3 protein-coding genes and 1 pseudogene are annotated in these 3,549 nt (G+C 53.8%); 3 read left to right on the plus strand and 1 reads right to left on the minus strand.

Annotation, left to right across the window (positions count from 1 at the left end; all coding sequences use genetic code 11):
* The 3 genes from KQJ19_RS22905 to argH all read left to right on the plus strand — a co-directional run.
* Window positions 1-325 (plus strand): Asd/ArgC dimerization domain-containing protein (locus KQJ19_RS22905; protein ID WP_253296406.1); only part of this gene is annotated, 325 nt, incomplete at its 5' end.
* A gap of 10 nt (window positions 326-335) precedes the next feature.
* Window positions 336-1,109 (plus strand): acetylglutamate kinase, encoded by a 774-nt coding sequence (argB, locus tag KQJ19_RS22910; protein WP_016155288.1) that lies wholly within the window; start codon window positions 336-338, stop codon window positions 1,107-1,109.
* Between the two features lie 116 nt (window positions 1,110-1,225).
* A complete protein-coding gene (gene argH / locus KQJ19_RS22915; RefSeq protein WP_047497608.1) occupies window positions 1,226-2,599 on the plus strand; it encodes an argininosuccinate lyase in 1,374 nt (457 codons plus the stop codon).
* 142 nt (window positions 2,600-2,741) lie between these two features.
* On the opposite strand, the pseudogene KQJ19_RS22920 reads toward argH, so the two are convergent.
* Window positions 2,742-3,549: pseudogene (locus KQJ19_RS22920) on the minus strand (ricin-type beta-trefoil lectin domain protein); the annotation flags it as partial.

The following is a 3,549-nucleotide window of genomic DNA, read 5'->3' on the forward strand; positions in this document are numbered from 1 at the left end:
CTTCACCCCGCATCTGGGCAACTTCCCGCGCGGAATTCTGGAAACCATCACCTGCCGTTTGCAAGCGGGCGTAACCCATGCGCAAGTGGCTCAAACGTTGCAACAGGCGTATGGCGATAAGCCACTGGTGCGTCTGTATGACAAAGGCGTTCCGGCGCTGAAGAACGTGGTTGGCTTACCGTTCTGTGATATCGGGTTTGCCGTACAGGGTGAGCACCTGATCGTGGTGGCAACTGAAGACAACTTATTGAAAGGCGCGGCGGCACAGGCGATGCAGTGCGCAAATATTCGTTTTGGCTTTGCTGAAACGCAGTCTCTTATTTAAGGGTGCAACGATGAATCCATTAATTATCAAGCTGGGCGGCGTTTTACTGGATAGCGAAGAGGCGCTGGAGCGTCTGTTTACCGCACTGGTGAATTATCGTGAGTCGCATCAGCGACCGCTGGTCATTGTGCACGGTGGCGGCTGCGTGGTTGACGATCTGATGAAGCAGCTGAACCTGCCGGTGAAAAAGAAAAATGGTCTGCGCGTCACGCCAGCCGATCAAATTGACATTATTACCGGCGCCCTGGCGGGAACAGCGAATAAAACCTTACTGGCCTGGGCGAAAAAGCATCACATCGCATCCGTGGGTCTGTATCTTGGTGATGGCGATAGCGTAAAAGTGACGCCGCTCGATAAAGCGCTGGGTCATGTTGGACTGGCGCAGCCGGGTTCGCCTAAGCTGATTAACACACTGCTGGAAGGCGGTTTTCTGCCGGTAGTTAGCTCCATTGGCGTTACTGAAGACGGACTGCTGATGAACGTTAATGCCGATCAGGCGGCAACGGCGCTGGCGGCAACGCTGGGTGCGGATCTGATCCTGCTCTCTGACGTAAGCGGTATTCTGGATGGTAAAGGCCAGCGTATTGCCGAAATGACCGCCGCTAAAGCGGAACAACTGATTGAACAAGGTATTATTACTGACGGCATGATCGTGAAGGTCAATGCGGCGCTGGATGCCGCGCGCACGCTGGGTCGCCCTGTGGATATTGCCTCCTGGCGTCATGCTGAGCAACTGCCGGCGCTGTTTAACGGCATGCCAATTGGCACGCGGATTTTAGCGTAAACTATTTTGTACCCGATGGCGGTTATGCCTTATCGGGCCTACGTGAACCGAACCTGTACGCCGGATAAGCTAAGCGCCATCCGGCGTTGAAATTCAAGATATTAAGGAAGCAAGTTATGGCACTTTGGGGTGGGCGTTTTACACAGGCAGCAGATCAGCGGTTCAAACAGTTCAACGACTCGTTGCGTTTTGACTACCGCCTGGCAGAACAGGATATTGTCGGCTCTGTGGCCTGGTCTAAAGCGCTGGTAACGGTCGGCGTACTGACTGCCGATGAACAACTGCAATTGGAAGAGGCGCTGAACACTCTGTTGGAAGAGGTTCGCGTTAATCCGCAGCAGATCCTGCAAAGCGATGCTGAAGATATTCATAGCTGGGTGGAAGGTAAGCTGATTGATAAAGTCGGCCAGCTTGGTAAAAAACTGCATACCGGACGTAGCCGTAATGACCAGGTCGCGACCGATCTTAAACTGTGGTGTAAAGACACGGTTATTGAATTACTGTCGGCCAACCGTCAGCTGCAAAGTGCGCTGGTGGTGACGGCAGAGAATAACCAGGACGCCGTCATGCCGGGTTACACCCACCTGCAACGTGCGCAGCCGGTGACGTTTGCTCATTGGTGTCTGGCCTATGTCGAAATGTTGGCGCGTGACGAGAGCCGTCTGCAGGATTCGCTCAAGCGCCTGGACGTCAGTCCACTGGGCTGCGGCGCGCTGGCGGGTACGGCGTATGAAATCGATCGCGAGCAGCTGGCCGGTTGGCTGGGCTTTTCCTCGGCGACGCGTAACAGTCTGGACAGTGTTTCTGACCGTGACCACGTGCTGGAGTTACTCTCCAACGCTTCTATCGGCATGGTGCACCTGTCGCGTTTTGCTGAAGACCTGATTTTCTTTAATACCGGCGAAGCGGGCTTTGTCGAGCTGTCCGATCGTGTAACTTCGGGTTCATCTCTGATGCCGCAGAAGAAAAACCCGGATGCGCTGGAGCTGATCCGTGGCAAATGCGGTCGCGTGCAGGGTGCGCTGACCGGCATGATGATGACCTTAAAAGGTCTCCCGTTGGCATACAACAAAGATATGCAGGAAGACAAAGAAGGGCTGTTCGATGCGCTCGACACCTGGCTGGACTGTCTGCATATGGCTGCGCTGGTGCTGGATGGCATTCAGGTGAAACGTCCGCGTTGTCAGGAAGCGGCGCAGCAGGGTTATGCTAACGCCACCGAGTTGGCGGATTATCTGGTAGCAAAAGGCGTCCCGTTCCGCGAAGCACACCATATTGTGGGTGAGACGGTGGTCGAGGCGATTCGTCAGGGCAAACCGCTGGAAGCGCTGTCGCTTGCTGACTTACAAAAGTTCAGTCAGGTTATTGGCGAGGACGTTTATCCGATCCTCTCGTTGCAATCGTGCCTGGATAAACGTGCGGCGAAAGGCGGCGTGTCGCCACAGCAGGTGGCGCAGGCGATCGACTACGCGAAGGCGCGTCTGATTTAACGTCGGTAATAAAAGAGGCCATCCCGAGGGATGGCCTTGTCATGTTTCTATCCTGGATAGCAGTTTACGGACGATAAATCTCAAATTCCTGGGCGACGTTATTGTCGGTGCAGGTACTTAAGGTGACATAACCGTCGTTACCCACCGTCATACAACGTTGCGTGCCTTCCTTCTGTGAGACGAACTTGTTGTTTTGCCAGGTCCATGTCTGATTTTTGTTGGTATCAGTCGGGGTGTGGCAGGTGTAAGAAATAATATTTCTGCCTTCAACATTATAACCGTTTTGAATATCCAGGCAGCTCTGGCTATTGCCAATTACCAGATGTTCACGGGCATCAAATTTAAAGGTCTGGTTGTTGGAGCCGGAGCAGGCATAGGTGAACAAACGATCGCCATTCCGGATTTGACCGTTTTTGACATCCAGGCAGAGGTTGTTTTTCCGTGATTTATAAACACCGGTGACGACCTCTTTTTCATCTGCGTGAGTAAACGGCGCAAATACCTGGCTGTATGCGTACATCGGTGCCTGCTGTGCGGTCATGCCGCTGTGCTCCGGGCTGACCTGCTTCGCCACGCCCGGCTGATCGCGTGCCATTGACCACGCGCCAATCATGCCGAGGTTGCGTTTTTTCGCATCTTCCATTACCAGTTTCGCATCGGACAGATAGAACACTTCGCCCTGTACATCGTTGTAACCGATCATCGGGGTGGTGCCCATCATGGCGTTGATCTCTTTGTCAGATTTCTCTGGCCAGATTTTCTTCAACTGGGTGAACATGTTGTCGATAGCGGATGTGGCGCATTTACCGTGAATGTTCTGCCCTTCGGTGCCGTCTGACTGGCAGACGGCGTTACCGTAGTCCATGGTCATCACGTTAATACCAGCCAGCTCAACGCCGGCATGGCGCGCATTTTCCAGTACATACAGACCTTCAGCCGTCAGACCGGTC

Source organism: Citrobacter sp. S46_ASV_140 (assembly GCF_018919545.1).
Lineage (GTDB): Bacteria > Pseudomonadota > Gammaproteobacteria > Enterobacterales > Enterobacteriaceae > Citrobacter > Citrobacter braakii.